Annotated in this window: 12 protein-coding genes; 11 read left to right on the top strand and 1 reads right to left on the bottom strand. The window is 47.7% G+C overall.

What is annotated here, in order from left to right; all coding sequences use genetic code 11:
- Positions 1-277 precede the first annotated feature (277 nt).
- The 3 genes from BN162_RS09570 to BN162_RS09560 are packed head-to-tail and all read left to right on the top strand — an operon-like array spanning position 278 to position 3,005.
- Complete coding sequence (locus BN162_RS09570; protein WP_020224867.1) at positions 278-1,243, top strand: carbohydrate kinase family protein; 966 nt, start codon at positions 278-280, stop codon at positions 1,241-1,243.
- A 3-nt stretch (positions 1,244-1,246) separates the two neighbouring features.
- On the top strand, positions 1,247-2,284 hold the full coding sequence (locus BN162_RS09565) for an alpha-amylase family protein (protein ID WP_020678481.1): 1,038 nt from the start codon (positions 1,247-1,249) through the stop codon (positions 2,282-2,284).
- A gap of 13 nt (positions 2,285-2,297) precedes the next feature.
- On the top strand, positions 2,298-3,005 hold the full coding sequence (locus BN162_RS09560; RefSeq protein ID WP_081587878.1) for a Beta-galactosidase C-terminal domain: 708 nt from the start codon (positions 2,298-2,300) through the stop codon (positions 3,003-3,005).
- A gap of 311 nt (positions 3,006-3,316) precedes the next feature.
- Here BN162_RS09560 and BN162_RS09555 read toward each other — a convergent pair whose 3' ends face one another.
- Positions 3,317-4,222 (bottom strand): LysR family transcriptional regulator, encoded by a 906-nt coding sequence (locus BN162_RS09555; RefSeq protein ID WP_020224865.1) that lies wholly within the window; start codon positions 4,220-4,222, stop codon positions 3,317-3,319.
- A gap of 160 nt (positions 4,223-4,382) precedes the next feature.
- On the opposite strand from BN162_RS09555, the gene BN162_RS17930 reads away from it, so the two are divergent.
- The 8 genes from BN162_RS17930 to BN162_RS09515 all read left to right on the top strand — a co-directional run.
- Positions 4,383-6,359 (top strand): endonuclease/exonuclease/phosphatase family protein, encoded by a 1,977-nt coding sequence (locus BN162_RS17930; RefSeq protein ID WP_020224864.1) that lies wholly within the window; start codon positions 4,383-4,385, stop codon positions 6,357-6,359.
- A 121-nt stretch (positions 6,360-6,480) separates the two neighbouring features.
- The gene (locus BN162_RS09545; RefSeq protein ID WP_020224863.1) at positions 6,481-7,182 is read left to right on the top strand and encodes a LytR/AlgR family response regulator transcription factor; all 702 of its coding nucleotides are present in this window, start codon (positions 6,481-6,483) and stop codon (positions 7,180-7,182) included.
- Positions 7,179-8,456: a GHKL domain-containing protein gene (locus BN162_RS09540; RefSeq protein ID WP_020224862.1), complete on the top strand. Its 1,278-nt coding sequence runs from the start codon at positions 7,179-7,181 to the stop codon at positions 8,454-8,456. Before BN162_RS09545 ends, BN162_RS09540 begins: the two co-directional genes overlap by 4 nt.
- On the top strand, positions 8,449-9,006 hold the full coding sequence (locus BN162_RS09535; RefSeq protein ID WP_020224861.1) for an accessory gene regulator ArgB-like protein: 558 nt from the start codon (positions 8,449-8,451) through the stop codon (positions 9,004-9,006). The genes BN162_RS09540 and BN162_RS09535 overlap by 8 nt, the downstream gene beginning before the upstream one ends.
- Before the next feature lie 412 nt (positions 9,007-9,418).
- A complete protein-coding gene (locus BN162_RS09530; protein WP_020224859.1) occupies positions 9,419-9,829 on the top strand; it encodes a hypothetical protein in 411 nt (136 codons plus the stop codon).
- The gene (locus BN162_RS09525) at positions 9,804-19,142 is read left to right on the top strand and encodes a DUF6531 domain-containing protein (protein WP_020224858.1); all 9,339 of its coding nucleotides are present in this window, start codon (positions 9,804-9,806) and stop codon (positions 19,140-19,142) included. The genes BN162_RS09530 and BN162_RS09525 overlap by 26 nt, the downstream gene beginning before the upstream one ends.
- Before the next feature lie 9 nt (positions 19,143-19,151).
- On the top strand, positions 19,152-19,571 hold the full coding sequence (locus tag BN162_RS09520; protein WP_020224857.1) for a hypothetical protein: 420 nt from the start codon (positions 19,152-19,154) through the stop codon (positions 19,569-19,571).
- A gap of 209 nt (positions 19,572-19,780) precedes the next feature.
- A partial coding sequence (locus BN162_RS09515; protein WP_147612187.1) for an RHS repeat domain-containing protein occupies positions 19,781-20,075 on the top strand: 295 nt, incomplete at its 3' end.

Raw genomic sequence — 20,075 nt, 5'->3', positions numbered from 1 at the left:
AATTAGAGATAGGGCAGGATAAAGTTTTATATACTGCTTCATTCTGCCTGCTTTTTGTATGGAAATTTTATCCCTGCCCGAAATCGAGTAAAAACCTTTATTCCGTCGCTTTCTCCTGTTGGCTATAACGAATAAGGATGATTATTTTTATATGGAAAACAGGAAGTCAGCAAAGAAAAAGAAGATGAAAACGCTTGCGATTAGGGTTTGGGAAAAGTTCGGTTCGTGTTAGAATAAGATAGGAAAGACTCAAAATCTTAGGCAGGAGGAACTAAAGATGAAAATATGCTCATTTGGTGAAACCTTGATTGATTTTACGCCGGTAGGCGTCAGTGAAAATGGAAATATCCTATTTGAACGCAATCCGGGCGGAGCCCCCGCAAATTTGGCGGTGGCTGCGGTGAAGCATGGCGTACAGGCAAGCTTTATCGGCGAGGTCGGCGACGATATCTTCGGTCAGTTTTTGAATGAAAAGCTCAAGGGCGAGGGTGTTGACACGGAATATATGGTGATCAATTCCCGTTATAAAACAACGTTGGCCTTCGTTCAGCTCGATGAAAAAGGTGAACGGTCCTTTTGCTTTTACCGCAATCCGGGGGCAGATACGATGATTGAAAGTCAGGAAGTCAATCTGCGGGCGATCGACGAGTGTGAACTCTTCCATTATGGTTCAGTGTCAATGACTCACAATCCGGCGCGGATTACGACTTTTGAACTCATAAAATATGCCCAGCAGAAAGGGAAGCTGCTTTCATTTGACCCGAATCTCAGGATGCCGCTGTGGAACAGTGAAGAAGAAGCCCGGCATGAAATCCGGCATGGTCTGCAGTTCTGCGATATCCTCAAAGTTGCGGAAGAAGAATTGATTTTTCTAACCGGCTGCAAGACGCTGGAAGAAGGAGCACGGCAGATTGCGAAGAAATACAAAACGCCGCTGATCCTCGTCACCGAGGGCAGTCAGGGCAGTCATGCCTTAATTCACGATTACTATATTAACGCTCCAGCTTTCCCGGTATCGGTGGTGGATACAACCGGCGCTGGCGATGGTTTCTTAGGCTGCTTTCTGGCCAGTTTCCTAAAATCGGAAAAAACGCTGGAACAGCTCAGCGGTGAGGATGTCTATCAGATGCTGCGGCTGGCGAATGCTTCCGGGGCTTTGTCCGTAACTCGTAAGGGCGGAATGCCGTCCCTGGTCACAACCGAAGAAGCACAGGCTTTGCTGGATCAGCAGCCGGAGAGCTGAGGGATGAGCGCCGGCGAATTCCTGCAGCGGCTGCAGCCGCTTATGGCAGAAATGGAAGCGGCTTTCTTTAGGATCTATCAGCCGTTTCATGTTCAGGAAGAAACATTCGATGCGCTTTTGGCAATGCTGGATGAACAGAGGCTCAATCGCAGTCTGCTTCATCGCGGGAAAGACCGCGGCCCAGCTTGGTTCTGCTCGGCGCCGGCAGGCATGCGGCTGAATTATTCTGCCGCGCAGTCTGCAGCGCAGATATCCCTGCGGGCTAAGGAACTGCGGGAGTTAGGGATCGGCTGGGTACAGCTCAGCGAGGTCCCTTTTCCGCATACGCAACGTTCACGGCAAGTCCTTCAAACCGAGATTGACGCGTGGCATGCGGAAGGCTTTGCGGTGGGCATAGATTTTGACGTGGCTGGAACTCCGCAGGACGATCCTTGGGCAAGCCAGGCGCTAAAAGGGGATCTTTCGATGCAGCAGCGGTATTGGATGATTGCTGATGCTAAGCTTGCCTCTTTATACAGTCCGTTTTCCAAAGAAAATGAAACCGGTGTATTTTATAAGCTGGAAAAGATTCATCAATATGTCTACCGCAGCCCGCAGACTGGCGGATGGCTGTTGGATTATAAAAATCCTCAGGTGCTGAGCGTGATGCTGAAACGCTTTTGTTCGCTTGCGGATTTAGGTGTGGATGCGATTGAGCTGCGGCAGCTGGATCATATGTGGAAAGAATGCAAAGCTCAGCCGCTTTATCCGCAGATTCCAGACCTGTTTGCGCTTTTTGTTGCGGCTGGAAAGCTGGTATGCCCATCCGTGCTGGTGATCGGTCACAGCGAAGCAGCAGCTCATGACTTACAAATTCTGGCCCAGCGTGCTCCGCAGTCCGCATCCGTCCTCGATCAAGCCGCCATGATCAACAGCTGGAATTCGCTGGCGACCCGCGATACGAAAATGCAGCGGGCCGATCTGATTTTTTCATGCGCTGACCCCAGCCACGATCGCGATTCACCCGGTGGGCTGCGATCAGGGCCTCCGCTGGAATTTTAATGAGGAAGCGGCGATGATGCGCGGATGGAATCCGGAGTCGCATCGGCAGTTTTTGACGGATTTCTATACCGGACAGGCTTTGGGCAGCTTTGCCGAAGGGGAAAGCGATCCGGAAAGCGGGCGCTGTTACGGAACCTTGGCAAGCTGGGCTGGATGCGGCCGGGCGATGGATCATCATGAGCCTTACGAATTGGAGAACAGCTGCCGGCGTGTGCTGCTGCTTCAGGGATTAAGTCTGGCGATGCGGGGAATGCCGCTGTTGTCAGATGGCGATGAACTGGGCGCGCTGAATGATGTCAGCTTCCGCCTGGATCCAGACAAAGAACAAGATCGACGATGGCTGCAAAGACCGGTTTATATCGAAGAAAAAGCCCAGCAGCGCTTTCAGCTGCTGAGCTTGGAATACCGGATATTCCAAAGTTTAAAAGCCATGCTTCAGGTCCGTTCAGATTATCCGGACTGGAACTGCGGACAGGAACAGATTCTGGATACGGGCAATGATGCTTTGTTGGTATGGAGCCGATCCTGTAAAAAGCAGCGGCTTCTGTTTTTGTTCAACTTTACGGAATCTCCGCAGTATTGCCCGCTGACATCCTTGTTTAATAAGGAAGAACAGGCGCGGGAGCTGCTGACAGGCCGCCGGATCAGCGGCAGTCAGGAAACATTGGATCTTAAAGCGTATGAATTTCTATGGCTGATTGTTGAAGCCGGCGTTGATTAAATTCATTGACTATGTTTCGGTGATGATCGTATTCTCAGGCTTTCGTTGTCCGTAAGAAGAAGGTTTCGGCAATCTTTCGCGAACCATCCTGTGCGTATATCCATTGCATCAGCCGCAGAGGCTGGAAAGGTATAATACCCTTGATGACACACGTAAGGAAATCTCTTCGTTTTGGGATCAAGCGAAGCGGATGACACATCGTTCTGCTTAAAGAACATCTGCCCAATCACAACATAAACAAGAATAGAAATAGAATTTTACGCATAAATAATCCATCATCCGTCTTCTATGATTTCTGCTTAGAAGGCGGATTAATCTGTCCCCAGCTGCCGCAGATGTTCACACAAATCCTGATAGATCTGATCTAATAGCGCCGGATCTTGATGATGCGGCAGGTAAACCATGTTCAGCTCCCGCTTCAAAACAAAATCGACAACCGGAATTTCCACCAGGGTTCCTTCAACCAGATCAGCATGAATGATATCTTCATGCAGAAAACCGATTCCGCATCCATTTTTAATCAACGTCTTCATGACATTCATGCTTCCGCACTGAACCATTCCGGCAAAGCTCTCATAGGATAAATTGTGTTCAGCCAACCCAGTCGGCAGAATTCCGCGCATCCGCGATTCCTTTTGACGCACAACCAGCGGATAAGCAATCAGGTCATTCAGCATAACCTCTTTTTTCTGCGTCAGCGGATGGCCTACGGGAACAACCAGACCCATGTGGGTCATTTTCACCAGCCGGCTTTCATAGACCGCTTTATCAAAGAATCCCTCAACCAAAGCGAAATCAATTTCTCCCTGATCCAGCGCTTCCAGGCAAGCGGCAGTTCCCAGAATCCGCATGCACAGCTCGGTGTTTGGATTTTCTTTCATCCACCGGCAGATCAGTGGCGGCATGATGTATTCGCCAAAAGTGAAGGTACAGTCAAACCGCAGTAAACGACGGTTTTCCTGTTCCTGCCGCAGCCGTTCGATGATATCCTGACTCTGCACTTCCAGCGCCAGAACCTGCTGATAAAACCGCTGTCCCATTTCCGTCAGCTGCAGCCGGCGATTATAATACTCAAACAGCTTGATGTTGTAGGTTTGTTCCAGGTAGCGGATATGCTGCGAAACGGCGGGTTGGCTCATATGCAGCTGCTGGGCTGTTTTCGTGTAATTCAGCGTTTTGCTGAGAAGCAGAAAGGTCTTTAGGCGATAATCCAGCATACTATCCCTCGATTCTGGTTTTATTATATCATAAGATGAATTTATGGATCATGAAAATCAACTTATAGAAAGAAATCATACATGGACAAGACCGCGGAACATGGGTACACTATAGTTAAGAAAAATGAAATCTCAATCAAAAGAATACCCGGAGGAATGTATGAATAAGTTAAAAAAAATACTAATCAGCTTTGCTGTCCTTGGCATGATCACAGGCTGCAGCCCGGTACCGGATTCATCTTCGGGCAGCGGTCCTGTAACGCTGCGGATTGGAACATGGAACATCGCTTCCCAAAAACATCCGGATCCGCAGGCCATGGCGGCTGTGCTGGCCAAGCACCGTCTTGACGCTGTTGGAATTCAGGAAGTGGATGTGCAGAACAACCGGAATTCACAGGATCTGGCTCAGGCTTTTGTGAATGATGACGTTCCTTACGTTCATTTTGCCAAAGGTCGGGATTTTGCGGATGGGGCCTTTGGAATTGGCATCGTGAGTCAGCACGAGCTGCTGCAGGTTAGTTCCATTCCGTTAGAAAGTACCGGCAGTCGGGCAACAAAGACGTTGGAACGGGTGGTCATCGAGAAAGACGGAGTCCAGATCGCGTTATACAATACGCATCTAAGCTGGGAAAATCTTGATCTGCGCCGCCGTCAGATTGCACAGGTCATTCAGCGGGTCAATGCTGATCCGATGGAGTACAAAGTGATTACCGGAGATTTCAATACCGATCAGCATGAATATGAATATTCGATGTTTCTGGATAACTTCAACGTAGCGAATGGATATAAGTCCATGTGGTATGATACCTATCGGGAAGCGGATGATCCGTCCATGAATGTTTTTACGATAGACAATGTCTTATGTACAAAGAATATGCGGATCACAGATATTCAGCGGGTTGAAAGTGATCTGTCTGATCATGATCTGTTCTATGCGGAATTTGAATTGCTGGGTGAAGTGGAAGGCCTTGCCAATTCTGACAATCGGGCGCTGGGGCAAAATGTCATCGTTTCTTCTTTGAATGAAGAAATCTCTCCGTATTTGCTTGTGGACTATGACACGAAAACACCGTGGGTGTCCGATGCTGCGGATCAGCAATTCATTACGATTGAACTGGATCGGGTGTACGCAGTTGATCAGATCCATGTGCTGTGGGATACAGTGAAAGCCAAACAGTATCTAGTTTCCGGCTCTCTGGACGGCGAAAGCTATCAAACTCTTGCTGAAATTCAGGATGTGAAAGACAGCGATGCCATTGCGGTGAATAACCAGCCAGTCAAGTTTGTCCGCTTGGAGCTGTCGGGGAAAAAGGCCGCGAACCAAGGTTATGAAATCACTGAAATTCAGATTTTTGGGGATCCATTGTCACCGCAGATTGATTCTGCCAATCGTTTGCCGCAGGGCAGTTTTGAAGTTTGGAATGGGAATCAGCCGGAAGGCTGGAACTGGACGGTAGTGCAGGCGGAGGAACACAGCGGATCGGCTGCATTTGTTTTAAGTGCAGACACTGCTGCAAAAACAGCGGGCAGTTCGTCCCTGATGCTCACCCAATCAGGAATCAGATCAGGCATTGATGGAGTTCTGAGCACCTCTGCCGCGGTGAAGCCGAATACAACATATCAGCTTGTTTTCGATCACAGAGCGCAGCAGCTGAGCAGCACTGACTTCACGATTGAAATGACGCAGAAGACGGCTAACGGCGAATCCATTTCAACGCATCAGGTTACACTCAACGATAATCTGTGCATGAGCGAGGAGTGGGCGGTTTACAGTTTAAACTTTGTCACAGCCTATTCTGCGGACTCATTGGATCTCAGCTTCAGGCTGAGCGGTGCTGAAGGGACATTGTGGCTGGATGACGTTCAGATTCGGGAAGCGGTGCCGACAGAAAACATTTTCCTGAAGACGGAAGCTGCAGCTTTGAAAGCCGGAGAAAAGACAACGGTGACGGGTGAGAGATTGCCGGAGGCGGCAAGCGATGTCACACTGCATTGGTTTTCCTCGGATGAACGGGTCGCAGTTGTTGATGAACAAGGTCAGGTCACCGCAGTGAAGCCGGGCAAGGCCTATATTGGATTGTGCAGCGGCAGTGAACTGCGCGTGGAGTCATCTCTGTTAGTCACAGTGGAAGAATAGAATGAAGGCTTAGGCTGGGCTGTTGGATTTCACATTTTGACAGCCCGGCTTTTTTTGTAGTCGCTCAGCGTTTGTGTTATAAATAAGGATGGAGTATGACGACCTAAGGGAGGCGTTAATCATGATAAAAGCAGCAATTGTAGATGATGATCTGGAATTTCTTGAAATGATGTCAGGCGAACTGGAAAAGACTCAGCTATTTGGTGAAATTAAGACGTATAATGATCCGCAGAAATTGATCGCCACACTCGGTCAAATTGCTTCTGATGTTTTATTCTTGGACATTGAAATGCCGAATATTAATGGTTTTTCTGTGGCGAAAGCTTTGCGGGAACAGCCAGTTTCCCCCTTGATTGTTTATGTTACAGCCGAGGAACACTATATGGCGGAAGCGTTCGGTTTTCATGTGATCGGCTTTCTTGTCAAGTCAAAACTCCAGGAACAGCTGGCGGGAATGATCATTAAAATCAACGAGGAAATTGCCTATCGTCAGGTGACAGTGGAAACGACACAAGGCAAAATCTCAATTCGCCGCGATCAGATTTTAATGCTCAGCTGTTTTAACCGCAAGGTAACACTGACATTGCAGGGCGGGATAAAATATGAATTGCGCGGACGTGTTTTAAACGATGCTGTCTGTGTGCTGGCAATGCGTGAATATTTGGTTCAGATTAATCGATCGGAAGTCGTGAACCTAATGAATGTGGAAAAAATCAAAGCCAATACCTTGTTTATCCGCGGACTGAGTCAGCCTTTAATGATCAGCAAGTATCAGAAGGCAGAGGTTCTTCGGCGCTTTTCAGATTATAAGGTGATGGTATGAATGCATTTGTGATCGAATTCAGTTTTTGCCTGCTTGAAATGCTCAGTGTCACCCTATTAGTGCAGAAATTTTTTGCCCTGCGGGTTTCCCTTCCAGTCCTGCTTTTGTCCCTGCTGGGATTTGCCGCTGTTGAATATTCGATGGAATTTTGGATGGCTGATCCAACTTTACTAGTTCTTCTGATGTTTTTGAATATGATGATCATGATTCGCTTAGTCTTCACAGGGAAAACCATGAACCTGGGAATTTTAGTTTTGTTGTTTTACATCGCAGAAGGAATCCTCTCAGTGATTTCGTTTCAGGTTTTAACGCTGGGTGCCAAAATCCCGATCGAAGTCTTGATGCAGGAGAACTGGCTGCGAACGCTGGGTGGTTATTTTAATAAACTGGCGATTTTGACGCCGATTGTCCTGATGAAGAAGAAACCGGAATTGCTCCGATATGAAAATTTAAGCTGGATGTTTCGGTTTAGCTGTCTTTTATTGTTTCTCTGCGTGTTCTTTAATTATCTGATCTGCTGCACCTTCAATGACCGGCGGATTCGGATTCTCTCGGCCGCGCTCAGCGCAGCTTTATTTGGATTCTTTGTGCTGATGAATTGGGTGTTTTTGCAATATCGTCAAATGCGGGAAAGTAAGAAACGGCTTGAGATTGAACATAATTGCAATACGCTGAAAGCAGTTTGGCTTGCGGAGACCTTGGAAAATCAGGAGAAGTACCGTAAGCAGCGTCATGATCTGAAACATTTGCTGGGGCTGCTTGAATTATATTTATCACAGGAACGCAGCCTGGAAGCTCTTGAATACATTCGATCAACTATGAAAACGGTAGAGGATATCTCAAGGAAGGAACATACCGGAGATCCAATCATTGACAGTCTCTTAAATCGAACGATAGAGAGTGAGCCCCATCTTCAGTTTCATCTGGAAACCGGCCGCGTACAATGGTCGTTAAAGGAAGTCGATACCTGTATTTTAATTTCCAATCTGCTGAGCAATGCTGTGGAAGCCGCAAAGCTGTCACAGCAGAAAGAAATTAAACTCTATCTTAAAGAAGATGAAACGACAATTTATCTGACGTTGATCAATTCGGTTAAGCCGAATCTACGCATCAATCTAAAACGAAGTTCAAAGTCAGATTGGGAAGAACATGGTTATGGAATTGAGAGTATCCGCACGATTGTGAAGCAGGCTGAAGGCGAGCTTGATTTTCACTTGGCTTCAGACCGTTTTGAAGTCCGGATTTTACTGCCGAAGGAGGAAAAACATGCGTAATTTTTCTTTAAAGCTGGGCCGCTGGCTCAACGGACAGCTGAACGAACCCGTGAATGAGAATGATCTGCGCTTTGGCATCGAGAATTTATTAATTCAAGGAATTCTGATCCTGTGCATGACCGGTATTGCCTTGGTCTTCAACTGTGTTCAGGAAATGCTGGTTTTTATGCTCAGTCTGATGGCAGTCCGTTCCTTTACCGGTGGAATCCATCTGCACCGCTTTTCCCATTGTCTGCTTGTGACCCACAGCGTTTGTTTCGGATGCATTGCCCTCACACAGTTCATCCCTAATCCTGGAATTTATGTCCTGCTTGATCTCTTATCCCTGGGCATCATTTGGAAATGGGCTCCTGACATGCGCTACAAACGCCGCAAAACCGAGCAGGATCGTCAGCGAGCCCGACGGTTAAGTCGGATATTAACCAGTATCTGCGGTATTTTCTCAGTGATTGAACTGCTGGCAATCAATCAGGGAATGGGGCGGATTATTGCCTGCTCCCTAACTGCCAGCGCCATATCTTTAGCTTTGGCTCAGAAGACAGTGCAGTGAAACTGTCTTTTTTTCTGCTAAGCCTTAAATTTGTCGAAATATGTCTATTCGCTCCCAAAAACTGCCTATTGGTTCCCAAACTAAAGACATTTCCGTAAAATTTTCTATAATAAAATTATCAAATGGAAAGAAAGGGGAGAAAAGCATGAGACAGCGTTTCTGGAAAACTGCGGCGATGCTCGTTTTAGCAATGGCAGCCATCAGCAAGCTGACAATTTCACAATGGGGCTGGTATCAGCCGGAAGAAGACTAATCAGGGAATTTTCAACAACAGGGGAAAGAACAGGGAATTGATCATCGGTGCAAATGCGCAAAAGTCCGCTCTCATTCACTGAAGGTCAGAACAATTCATTTCTCTTTCTGCCTATGATTTTCTCATAGGCGCTTTTATTATGCCCAAAAGGAGACCGATATGCAGGGAAAACGAGGATTACTTCTGATTTTGATACTCAGTCTGCTTGCTGGTTGTCAGTCAAAAACGCAAATGAGTGCGGAGCAGCAATATCTGCAGACATTGCAGAAAAGCCAGGCTGAGCTGACCGCCTTATTTGAAAATGGTCAGCCGCAGTCGCCGGACTGGCTGGCACAGCTTAGTGCAATCGGCGAGCAATGGAGTGAACCGGAGGAGACTTACCACGGCAGCGACGAGGAAGTCGCAGGCTTAGCACAGGCCTATGAAAAAATGGGAAAGCAAGTCTGTGTGATCGCTGAGGCCTTACAACATCAAGCCACAGAAAAAGCGATTGATGAACTGGAAAAACTAAAATCTGAAGCAGGAAAGAATGGGGAAAAATTAAATGAAATCGTTCAGCGGTGGAATTAAAAAGCTTATGATCTGTCTGTTCAGTTTCTGTATGCTGATACAGAACACGGATATGATCCGGGCAGTCAATGAGCGCAGAATCATTGAAAAATACAATCAGACAGGACCTTACTACAACGTTGATATTACTGAAAATGATCCCGTCAACAACAAAGATTCGGAAGAATCAGAAAATGGGAGTGAGCCAACAGAGGGCGAAGAACTCCAGCCCACGCCGAGTGTTGATGCAACAGCCGAACCCAAGCCGGCTGAAACACCGGAAATAACGGAGGAGCCGACTGCGCAGCCAACGGCTGACCCCTCGACAGAACCCTCGGCAGAACCAACGCAGATTCCTGTACAAACACCTCAGCCGACGCTGGTGCCGACGCCAACAGCCGGTGAAACACCAGCGTCCGCGGCACCGCTGGAATTTACACAGACGGATACGAATCCGGCAGATTCTCAGCCTGAGGATTATACGAATCCGGAAATTGTGGATGAAAGAACAGTGATTTACACCAATAAAGAAGACCAGAATCTGAAAAAAATGGTCATGGGCGTCATTCGGAATTATAAGACGGAGAATGGCTTTGCGCCGATTGATACCCAGCTGACGCCGGCAGTGAACCTGCTTTCTGAGGAGGGCCAGGGTATTTTTGTGCAGAATACGGCGAATGTTGTCCGCAGCTATTATCCAGCGGATTCCAAAACCGGCGTTGTCTTGGAAAAAGACGATGTTCGGATTACAGTAATTCCGCAGCTGAAACAAATCGGCGAACCGAGCGTGGAGGGGGCGCAGCTGATCTATCCGATGGAAAATCAGGTGAATCTGCGCTATACGGTCATGCCGGCCTGGGTGGAAGAGGAACTGGTTCTGTATGAAAAGCCGGCAGCGAATACTTTTGACAGCCAGATCACCGTTGAAAACGGAACAGTCCGGCAGGGCGACGAGCATGGCTTGGTTGTTGTCGATCAGAACGAACAGCTGGCCATGCTGATCCGGGCGCCGAAGGCTAAGGATGCAGCGGGCAATGAAACCGAGGTTTTCGTGTCCTTAGAAGAAAATCTTGTTCATTACAGCGTGGACGAGAGCTGGCTGATGAGCGAAGACCGGGTTTATCCAGTCGTGATCGATCCCAATTATTTCGGCTATGCTCACAACGGAACTGACGTCAGTGTTTCTCAAAGCCGTCCGACCAAGACGCTGGGCAATCCGAATATGGAAGCGGACGGCTGGGTGTTAAAAAACTATGACGACGCGTTTTTGTTTATCGGTAATCATCCGCGTTATGCGCACGCCTTCAGCTTTTATAAAATTAACGATGACCGCATGAATGAAGTCTTGAAAGGCAAATACATCAAAAAAGCAACGCTGAATATCGTTCAGGGAAAAACCAAGCCGGGGACGACCAATGAGCTGCTTGCCTGCAGCATCCCGGGGACTTATGATATTTCCAAAGCGACTTATTTGAACATGCCGGCCAATTACGACTGCTTTACCAGCGATTGGACCTGGGAGGGCTTTTGGCTGCATTCGCTCGATATTACACCCTATGTTAAAGACGTTGCGGAAAACAACAAGCCCAACAACGGCGTGCTGTTAACCCTGAAGGATCCGGAATCCAGCTATCTGGAGATGTACGCTTCAGAATATTATTACATCACCGGCACCGGTGAGGATACGCCGTATGTTGAAGCGGAATATTACGACAGCCCGGATGTCACGATGACCGACGTCAATCAGTTTACGTTCAATGTCCGCCCGTTTGTCAAATATGACTATCAGGAAGGCTTAGCGTATTTAGTCGCGGTCGGATTTGACGGCACGGCGCCGTATCATGCCCAGACAACCGTTACGATTAAAGACGGGGAAACCGTGAAGTTTACGGAAACCATGGAAGCGGTAGATAACTTTTACCGTTATCCGGACTATCCGGAAATTGAGAAAACACAAAGCTACAATGGCGTCAAGGTCAGCAATTATCAAACCGGGAAGTTCTTTGACAGCTTTGAGCCGGGCAAGCTGTATACCGTGCAATTCCAATCGGTGAAGGGAACCCAGAAGAGCGCGGTCAAGGAAACCTACTTTAGAACCTATGAGGTGAAAGGTTTTGACTTAGTCAGCTCGATCGCTTCCTTCTACGGGATTTCCAAAGAAACCCTGATGAAGGACAACAACCTGCAGGATGAATTGATCACTCAGGGAAATATTCTGTTTATCCGCGAACCGCAGAAAAACAAAGACGTCGATTATGTGGAGGAAGACCTGTCGACAGATCAGAAGAAGCAGGTCGACGCGGCGCTGCGCGGACGCGATGTGCAGTGCGAATTCGGCTTTGAGCCGATTAACCTGAACACCGGCAACTTTATCCTGGAAAGTCAGGATTTCGCGATGAACGTGCTGGATGAAACGTTTACATTCTCCCGCGCTTACAACAGCAGCGCCGCCGGAGTCTTCAGCATCTTCGGCATGGGCTGGGCGTTCAGCGGATTATCCCGGGTTGCCAGCGACGATCAGGGCGCAACCGTGATGCTGGAAGACGGCACGAAATATTACTTCGCGAAGCAAGCCGACGGCACCTATGCCAACACGCTGACAACGACGATGAAGCTGAGCTGGGATACCGATCACTTTGTGCTGAAAAATCAGGATACAACCTGGATTTACAACGCCCAGGGATTAGTAACCAAGAACATCGACAAGCAGGGACGCGAAACAACGTTTACCTACACTCAAGGTCTGCCGAAGACGATCACTTTAAAAGACGGCAAGACGATGACCTTCCATTACAATGCGGAGAATCTGGTTGATGAAATCCGGCTGTCAGAAACGGATAAGGTCAGCTATGGCTATGATGCCAACCTGAATCTGATCTCCTTTACCGACCAGACCGGCGCGGTGATCGAATACACGTATGATGCAGATCACAATATGACCTCGTGGACGAATCAGAATGAGGCGTTAGTCATCACCAATACCTATGACGATCAGCACCGCGTCACAAAACAGGTCGACGGCCAGGGCAACATCATGACCTTGGAGTATCTGGAAGGCCGCACAAAGACGACGGACGCGTTAGGCAATGTGGAAACGACCTGGTTTGATGCCAATGGGCAGACGACCAAGGTTGAATACGCGGACAGCCGCCAGGTTTTAAAGACCTTTGTCAAAGGACTGTTAACGGAAGAAACCTTGGAAAACGGCGTGCGCTGGACCTATACCTATGATGACCGCGGCAATCAGCTGACTGCGACGCGCAGCGACGGCTTCAAGGAAACCCGCACCTATGACGCCAAGAACAACCTGTTAACAAAGTCCAATACGGCTGGTCAGAATGAAGCCTGGACCTATGACGCCCACAACAACAAGACTAGCTACACCGATGCCCTGGGGCATAAAACAACCTATGCTTACAACGATCTGAAGCAGCTGATCAGTGAAACCAATCCATTGAATCAGACGACAAGCTATGAATATAACGATCAGGGCCGGGTAAGTAAGATTACCTATCCTGACGGAACCTATTTTACCTATACCTACAATGCGGCAGGCTATCTGTTAACCGCCACCGATCAGGACAATCATACAACCACCCATGTCCTCAACGCCCGCAATGAAATCGTTCAGATTATCAATCCGGACGGGGGAACGAAGTCGTTCATCTATGACGCGGCCGGCAACAAGCTGACGGAGAGCGACTATGACGGAAACATCACCGCCTATGAATACGATCTCTATGGCAATGTTGTCAAAATGACGGACTCGGAAGGGAACGTCACAACCTATACCTATGATAAAAATCAGAATCTGACGAAAACCACCTACCCCGACGGCGCAGTCACATCGCGCACGGTTGACAGCCGCGGCCGGACAGTGACGGAAACAGCCAACGGTTTGACAAAAAGCTACACCTACAATCAGTTCGGTGTCGCGACAGAAACCAATGCCCATAAGCAAATTAAAACCTATACCTATGACACGCTGGGCAACGTCATTAAAACGACGGATTTCGATGGAAAGGAAACGATCAACACCTACGATGTCTTAGGCCGGATTTTAACCGCTACGGACAAAGCAGGCAATGTGACGACCTATACCTATGACGCGAAAGGTCAGCGGCTCAGTCAGGCAACTACCCGTCAGACGACCACGTTTGAATACGATGCCCTGGGTCATGAAGTCAAGCAGACGCTGACGAGCAATGATCAGGCCAAGGTGACGGAAAAGACTTACGACGCGATGGGTCATCTGACAAGCGTCAAGGATCCGCTGGGGCACACGACAACCTATACCTACGCCAAAGGCTTAAAGACAAAAATGACGGATGCCTTGGGACAGGAAACAACCTATACCTATGACGCGATGGGCCGGGTGCTCAGTGAAACCAAGGCGGAAAAGACGCGCAGCTGGACGTATGATCATGAAGGCAATATCCTCACTTCTACCGATACCAACGGCCACACGACGACCTATGTCTACAATGGCAATCATCAGGTAATTGAAACGAAGGACGCGCTGAACAACCGCACGACAATGACCGTCGACAGCCGCGGACGGACAATCTTAACGACCACGCCGCTGGGCAACCAGACCGGCTATCACTATGATGTTCACGGGCATCTAACACAGAAGACACGCAATGGCAAAGTCATTGAAAGCTATGTTTATGATACCTTCGGCAATCTGACCTCCCAGACTATCCTGGGCTTAACCACGACATTTGTCTATGATGCCTACGATCAGCTGATTAAGACAACCGAGCCGACGGGCTTAGTCACTGAGAACACGCTGGATGCGCTGCACCGGCTGACGCAGGTCAAGGTTAACGGTGAAATCAATCATACGTATACCTATGACGTTTATGATCAGGTGACTTCCGAAACCGACGCTTACGGCAGCACCACGACCTACACGATCAACGATGACGGCAAGATCATCAAGCAGGTCAGCCGCGGCGTGACGACGCAGTTTACCTATGATTTAAACGGGAATAAGATCTCGGAAAGCGACAGCCTTCAGAATACCAAAACGCTGGAATATGATGCCTTAAACCGCCTGATCAAGGAAACCATCAACGGGGATACGATTCTTTATGCCTATGACACTTTCGGCCATGTCATCAGCGTGACCGACCGCAACAACAACGTCACGACATCGACTTATGATGGAGAAGGCAACGTGCTGACGATGACGTCCAACGGTCATACGACCCAGTCTGTCTACAACGCCTTGAATCAAAAGGTAACGGAAAAGGTGGATAACAAAACAATCCGGCAAACTGCTTATGACGCCGATGGCCGGCTGATCAAGGAAACCGACGGCTTAGGCGGCATCACGCAGACGGTGTACAATCCCGCCGGTCTGGTTTCCAAAACGGTGGATCCGCTGGGCTACGCGACGGAATACACCTATGATGACCATGACAATTTGACCGCTACGAAGGATGCGAAGGGCAATACGATCCAGCGGCAGTACAATGCACTGAATCAATGCATTAAGGAAACATCCAAGATCGGCGGAATCACAGCCTACGAATACGATATTTTCGGCAATGTCAAGAAAACAACGTATCCCGACGGCGGCATTGAAACCGCAACCTATAACGCTTTAAACCAGAAGGTCAGTGAAACGATGACCAACGGCTCGGTTTGGAAGTATTCCTATAATGCCTACAACCAGCTGCTGAAAACATGGCAGGATGACAAGTTGGTTGCGGAGAATGTCTATGACGTGATCGGCAATAAGACCGAGGCTTACGATGCGCTGCGGCACAAAACAAGCTGGCAGTATGATAAGACCGGCCGCGTCATTCAGCAGAAAAATGCGCTGAACCAGACGCGGACGTATACTTATGACCCAGAAGACCGGATTCTCAGCATGACCGATGAGGCCGGCATCAAAACGGTCTATACCTACGATGCCGCCGGCAACAAGCTCACTGAAAAAGTCAACAACGCGAAGACGACCACCTGGACCTACGACGCGTTCAACCAGATTCTGAGTGAAACCGATCCTGTCGGAAACACGACGCGCTATGATTATGATCTGAATCAGCAGCTTGTCAAAATCACCGACGCATTAAACCATGTTTCAACCGTGGAGTACAATGCCGCCGGCTATGAAACAGCCCGGGTCGACGCCAATGGCCAGCGCTATGAAAAGGTTTATGATTCCGTCTACAACCTGATTCAGGAAAAGGATCCGCTGAATCATTTGGTTACGTATACCTATGACGCCGCTGGGAATATGACTTCTGTTCAGGATGCCCGCGGATTCAAGCTGAACTATACGCTGAACAAGATGGGCAAGATCATTCGCCGCTACTATGACCAAACAGAGGTTCTGTATGTCTACAATACCTCAGGTCAATTGATCAAAGCGACAGATGAAGACAAGAAGTCGGAAGAATATACCTACGATAAAAACGGCAATCTGTTAACCCTAAAGCAGAAGGACGGCACAGTTCTGACGTATACTTATGACGCGAACCAGAATGTGCTGACCAAGCCGGACGCGGCCTTCACGTATGACGCTTTAGACCGGATTGCGACAATGACTGACGATCATGGCTCAACCCAATACACCTATGATGCCGCAGGCAATACAATCAAGGTGGTCCGGGATAATCAGACGATCCAGTATCAATATGACGCTTACGGCAACCGCACCAAGATCACCTATCCGGATAATACGTCCATCACCTACCAATACGATCTGGCAGGCCGGATGACCAAGACTGTCAACGCGTCGCATTATTCCAATTATGAATATGACGCGCTGGGCCGGATGACCAAGGAGTGGATGTGCAACAATGTCGTCATCACCAAGAGCTATGACAACAATGGGAATCAGTTAACCCAGCTGACCAAGCTGGGAACCAAAACCCTCAGCTCTTACACCTATGTTTACAACGCGATCAACAGCGTGGCCAAGCAGACGGAAATCCTCAACGGGGCAACGACCGTCAAAGAGTACAGCTACAATGAAAACGACGAGCTGATCAAAACGGTGAAGACGCAAGGATCAACGAAAACGACAACGGAAACCGTGATCACACTGACTGGCAATAAGACGGAAGTGACGGAAGGGCAGGTCACCTACCGTGCGACCTATGACGACTTCAACCGGATCAAGACCTATTATGATGGTACTTATCACTTCACCTATGCCTATGACGCTAACGGCAACCGGATTCGGGAAGGCCGGGATGACAACAAGGTGAAGGAATACACGTACAACAAGCTGAATCAGCTGGTGAAAGTGAAGGACTTCGACGGAACGGTAACGACGTATGCGTATGACGGAGCAGGCAATCGGATCCAACAGACTGCCGGCCGGACGAATACCGTGCCTGTGACCTCGCCTCAGGCGATTTCCGACAGTATCGACACCTTGATCGCCCAGCTGAAACAAACGCCGCTGGAAGCCGCAGAAACGCACCAGAACGCAAGCTCAGCAACGACGCGGTCAGTCAGCGGCAACACGACGACGATTCAGTATCTCAACGACGAGCTGGCCGAGTATCCCGTCGTCTTGGTGAAGACGCAGGACAGTGCAAAAACAAAGTATTGGTATGGCAATGAGAGATTGTGCACCAATGACGATTTCTATTTGTACGATGGTCAAGGAAGCGTTACAATGCTGTTAAGCGGATCCAATCAGGTGCTGTCGACATACAGCTACAGCGATTATGGAAGGAGAGATAAGAAATACAATCCGTTTGTCAGCAGCAGTGACGAATATGGGTATCGCTCAGAAGCACACAACAGTGATGAAACGCAGTACTTAAGAGCGCGGTATTATGATACCGTGACGGAACTGTTCATCAGTGCGGATGGGTATCGTGGGGATTGGCAGGATCCGTTAAGCCAGAACCGGTACAACTATAGCCGAAACAACCCGAATAAGTACTTTGATCCAAGGGGAATGTGGAGTATTTGGGGAGCAATCACCAATACGGTGAACAAGGTTGTGAATACGGTAAAGAATGCCTTTACCCCGAAAAAAACAACGCCAAGCAAGAAAAGCACGCCAAGTTCCTCCAATACAAAGAAGAGTACGCCGAAGAGTCAGCCATCAAATCCAATGAATCCAACGGATGCGAGAACAGCGCCGCCGATCTATAAGCAATATGATAAGGCGATCCAGTATCCGTCGAATAACACGAATTATTCGAATTCGACAGTATATCAGAATAATTCCAACAGTTCTTCAAAGAATACTTCTTCTGGAAAAAACACAACGCGAAAGAGTCAGGAAGATGCGAAAAAAGCTGCTGAACTATTAAAACAGCGAATAGAAGAGCAGCATGGAGTTCTGACAAGCACGATGAAAAAAATTACATCGGAATATGCAAAGAAAGAAGAAGCAAGACGAAGTGTACAAGTCAACTTGAATAGTTTTAAGGGCATTAACTTTAAGGATGTAACCGATAAAATTGGATCGATAGCGAATCGAGTTAGCGGCTGGTGCAGTGAACAAAAGGAAAAAGTGAGCCAGGGAATTCAATGGGTTGGCGAAAAAGCTGGGGAAGCTTGGGATGCAGCCACGAGGTTGACGAAGAATACGATTCAAAGCTTCTTGGATCATCCGGTGGAAAATCTGGTGATAATAGGAGGTGGAGCGGCAGCGCTGTATTTGACAGCAGCTTCGTTTGGAACCTTACCTGCATTGGCAGCAGTTCTTGGACATACTGCAGCGGCCGCTTATGGTGGAGCGACAGTCTATGCTATCTATGAATATGAGAGCGGAGATAAAGAAAAAGGCGTACAAGATCTTAAGATGATCGGTCTATCAGCAGTTACCACGATCGGAGCACTTGGAGCTCAGGGAAACATCAGCGGCGGCAGTTCAACAGGAATGACAATGCAGCCGGATGGAAGTGCGGCAGTCAATGGTGGACAGCTTATTGGCTATACATTAACCTTGGAAGGCGCAGCAGCCTCGAATCCAGCAATCAGTGAAGCTTTAGGCATCACTCAATCTGCGATTGTTAATGGTGGTGGATCGTCGGGAACAACAGGTGAGAAAGAAAAAGAAGAATCTAATATCGGTGTTGGCAATCCTGTTAAAGTTGAAGGTAAAGGAAGTACGGGAAGAGTAATACCTAATGATCTCAATGAACAAATGGCAATGAAGCAAGTCCAATCCAATCCTTTAGAGGGAGCTAGGCAGGTTCCTCTGGAAATGAAAGATCCTAAATGGTTATTTTCGGATGGATGGGTAAAAATGGAGAATGTAGTTAGAATGGAGGATGGTACTAATATAACAATTCATTTTAACTATAATAAGGTAACAGGTGCATTTGATGACTTTAAGTTTAAGAATTAAGGAGAATCTATGGATAATATTGTAATTAATAAAATCTGGCAAGAGAATGACTTGCTGGAATTGAAGATAATGTGTCAATCTCAATTCGTTACAGCATATCAAACTTGCTACATTCAAACACAAATTTTGAATAAAATAAGTGATCAGATTTCTAATTGTACGAAATATTTAAAATCAGATTGTTATTTCGAATTTGGGAAGAAAAATGGTAATTATACACCGGCATTTTCAATGGAAATTACGGAAATAAATACGACAGGTCATGTTCAAATTGAGGTTGATTTAGAAGTGCCGGATAATAATTCACGAAGACATCGATGCTGTTTCTATGTTATGAGTGAATTGGGTTCTCTTGAAAGATTCGGTGAAAATTTAAAAGGGTTAATAGACGCTGATATAGGAGAAGAAGTTATATTGAATTGCTGCTGAAAATAAGCGGGTTGTCGGAGTATTTAACATTAAATTCCGTTTTTGTAGAAAAACTAAAGGAGTCTTTCTACTAAGGTCATTTGAAAAAGCTTTGCATGGCTTGAAGCCATTGCAAAGCTTTTTAAATTCTAAAAATGAGCTAAAGAATACGGATAACCCTCAGCATTCACGCTTGATCGCTATGGCTAAGTGCTAATTAAATCGCGACAATGACTGACGATCATGGCTCAACCCAATACACCTACGATGCCGCAGGCAATACGACCAAGGTGGTCCGGGATAACCAGATGATTCAGTATCAGTATGACGCTTACGGTAACCGCACCAAGATCACCTATCCGGATAACACGTCCATCACCTACCAATACGATCTGGCAGGCCGGATGACCAAGGAGTGGATGTGCAACAATGTCGTCATCACCAAGAGCTATGACAACAACGGCAATCAGTTAACCCAGCTGACCAAGCTGGGAACCAGAACCCTCAGCTCATACACCTATGTGT

The sequence above is a fragment of the Holdemania massiliensis AP2 genome, assembly GCF_000327285.1.
In the GTDB taxonomy this organism is placed as follows: Bacteria; Bacillota_I; Bacilli_A; order Erysipelotrichales; family Erysipelotrichaceae; genus Holdemania; species Holdemania massiliensis.
This window is presented reverse-complemented; position numbering and strand designations above follow the sequence as displayed.

Bases quoted from the DNA above. Each gene is read 5' to 3' on its own strand.
- BN162_RS09555 (WP_020224865.1), bottom strand. From the start codon at position 4,222: ATGCTGGATTATCGCCTAAAGACCTTTCTGCTTCTCAGCAAAACGCTG.
- BN162_RS17930 (WP_020224864.1), top strand. From the start codon at position 4,383: ATGAATAAGTTAAAAAAAATACTAATCAGCTTTGCTGTCCTTGGCATG.
- BN162_RS09520 (WP_020224857.1), top strand. From the start codon at position 19,152: ATGGATAATATTGTAATTAATAAAATCTGGCAAGAGAATGACTTGCTG.
- BN162_RS09565 (WP_020678481.1), top strand. From the start codon at position 1,247: ATGAGCGCCGGCGAATTCCTGCAGCGGCTGCAGCCGCTTATGGCAGAA.
- BN162_RS09570 (WP_020224867.1), top strand. From the start codon at position 278: ATGAAAATATGCTCATTTGGTGAAACCTTGATTGATTTTACGCCGGTA.
- BN162_RS09540 (WP_020224862.1), top strand. From the start codon at position 7,179: ATGAATGCATTTGTGATCGAATTCAGTTTTTGCCTGCTTGAAATGCTC.
- BN162_RS09535 (WP_020224861.1), top strand. From the start codon at position 8,449: ATGCGTAATTTTTCTTTAAAGCTGGGCCGCTGGCTCAACGGACAGCTG.
- BN162_RS09545 (WP_020224863.1), top strand. From the start codon at position 6,481: ATGATAAAAGCAGCAATTGTAGATGATGATCTGGAATTTCTTGAAATG.
- BN162_RS09560 (WP_081587878.1), top strand. From the start codon at position 2,298: ATGATGCGCGGATGGAATCCGGAGTCGCATCGGCAGTTTTTGACGGAT.
- BN162_RS09530 (WP_020224859.1), top strand. From the start codon at position 9,419: ATGCAGGGAAAACGAGGATTACTTCTGATTTTGATACTCAGTCTGCTT.
- BN162_RS09525 (WP_020224858.1), top strand. From the start codon at position 9,804: ATGAAATCGTTCAGCGGTGGAATTAAAAAGCTTATGATCTGTCTGTTC.